This is a genomic window from Brevundimonas sp., assembly GCF_036399195.1.
GTDB lineage: Bacteria > Pseudomonadota > Alphaproteobacteria > Caulobacterales > Caulobacteraceae > Brevundimonas.
This window is the reverse complement of record NZ_DASWNO010000096.1, coordinates 1-1,917: the sequence shown is the minus strand read 5'-3', so window position 1 is coordinate 1,917 and position 1,917 is coordinate 1. Positions and strand designations below refer to the sequence as shown.

Below are 1,917 nucleotides of genomic sequence, written 5' to 3'. Positions count from 1 at the left end.
TGGTGATCGGCGTGCCCCATCCGTTCCTCTTAGTGCCGCCCCAGCAGGACGAGAAGGCCGATCACGATCAGCGCGAGGCCGAGGATCGCGCCCTCGTAGCGAGCCCACCGCTCCAGCCTGAGGATGGACCATCCCGCGCGGGCCAGAAGGGTGAAGCCGGCCATGCCGGCAACCGTGCCTGCAGCGAAGGCGACGGTAAGCGCTGCGAGGACGCCCAGACCGGCTGAAGCCTGCGACAGATAGATCGGCAGCAGCACCTCGCCGGGCGAGACGGCCATCATGGCGACCAGACCCCAGAAGGCGGCGGCGTGCGACACGCCGGGCTCCGCCAGCTCCAGCGGCGGGGCCCCGGCGGGGACGGGCCTGCGGATCAGGGCGCGGCTCAGGTAGAAGGCGCCGAACGCGAACAGCAGGACCGCCGCGAGGTTCGGCAGCTGATCCACCAGCCAGGGGTCCAGCGCCAGGCCGGCCGCCACGATCAGACCGCCGACGGCCGCCGTGGTGACGATGTGGGCGAGGCCTGCGGCGGTGACGGCGCCCAGCACGCGCGGCAGGTCCCACCGCTGCGCCCGGCCGACCAGGACGAACGGCAGCCAGTGCGTCGGGAGGGCGGCGTGCAACAGGGCCGTCACGAACCCTGCGCCCAACAGCGACAGGACCACCGGTTGCTCAAGATCGGAGGGCGTCATCCGCCGCTCCTTAGCCTGTTACTTTATAACAGTCGAGCCTCGATTCGCTTTTTGGCGTGCGCCGCCGATCCCCGTTTTTTCGCCCGCCCGCGTTGACTCGGCGGGCCCTCTGCGTCTATGTCGCCGCTCTTCGCCCGAGGGGGTCCCCCGTCGGGCTTATTCTTTTTGCGTTTCGCTGAGGCTTCAACATGTACGCGGTGATCAAGACCGGCGGCAAACAGTACCGGGTTCAGCCGGGCGACGTGATCGTGGTCGAGAAGCTCGACGGCGACGCCGGCTCGAACGTCTCGTTCGGCGACGTGCTGATGCTGGGCGGCGACAAGGGCGTGACCCTCGGCGCCCCGATGATCGCCGGCGCCACCGTCGCGGCGACCCTGGTCGAAACCCGCAAGGGCGAGAAGATCAAGATCTTCAAGAAGACCCGCCGTCAGGGCTATCGCCGCACCAACGGCCATCGCCAGATGGAATCGGTCCTGCGCATCACCGGCATCGACGGCGCCGGCGAGAACGCCAAGTGGGACGGTCAGGCCTCGCTGATGACCAAGGCTGAAATGAACCTGCGCGCCCGCGGTCTGGCCCCGCGCGTCGAGGAGACCGAGGTCAAGGCCAAGCCGGTCAAGGCCGTCAAGGTCCTCGACACCGTGCAGGCGGACACGCCGGCGGCTGAAAAGCCCGCCGCCAAGAAGGCCGCGGCTCCGAAGGCGGCCGCGCCCAAGGCCGAAGCCACCGAAACCAAAGCTGCTCCCGCCAAGAAGGCCCCCGCCAAGAAGGCGGACAAGGCCGGCGACGAAGCGTAATATTCAGACGAGAACGGGAGCAGACCTATGGCTCACAAGAAATCCGGTGGTTCGTCGCGCAACGGTCGCGACTCTCACTCCAAGCGCCTCGGCGTGAAGAAGTACGGCGGCGAGAACGTTCTGGCCGGCAACATCCTCGTGCGCCAGCGCGGCACCACCTTCCATCCGGGGGACAACGTCGGCCTGGGCCGCGACCACACGCTGTTCGCGACCGCTCACGGCGCCGTCAAATTCACCAAGAAGGCCAACGGCCGATGCTACGTGTCGATTCTTCCGACCGTCGCCGACATGCCGATGGCCGCCGAGTAGCGCGAACACCGATTGAAACCCGGATCGCGCAAGGCTCGAGAGCCGCGATCCGGACCAGGGAATTATTCCGCGGGGAGTCTGGATCACCAGGCTCCCCGTTTTCGTTCCCCGCCTCGAAGCCG

General features: G+C 67.9%; 3 protein-coding genes. 2 read left to right on the top strand and 1 reads right to left on the bottom strand.

From position 1 onward, the window contains the following. Positions 1-29: 29 nt before the first annotated feature. Complete coding sequence (locus VGB60_RS04630) at positions 30-689, bottom strand: hypothetical protein (protein WP_331037105.1); 660 nt, start codon at positions 687-689, stop codon at positions 30-32. Positions 690-877: 188 nt separating this feature from the next. Here VGB60_RS04630 and rplU point away from each other — a divergent pair, with 188 nt between their 5' ends. Both rplU and rpmA read left to right on the top strand, forming a co-directional pair. After that, complete coding sequence (gene rplU, locus VGB60_RS04625; RefSeq protein ID WP_331037104.1) at positions 878-1,486, top strand: 50S ribosomal protein L21; 609 nt, start codon at positions 878-880, stop codon at positions 1,484-1,486. A 27-nt stretch (positions 1,487-1,513) separates the two neighbouring features. Next, on the top strand, positions 1,514-1,795 hold the full coding sequence (rpmA, locus tag VGB60_RS04620; protein ID WP_331037103.1) for a 50S ribosomal protein L27: 282 nt from the start codon (positions 1,514-1,516) through the stop codon (positions 1,793-1,795). The last annotated feature ends 122 nt before the right edge of the window (positions 1,796-1,917 follow it).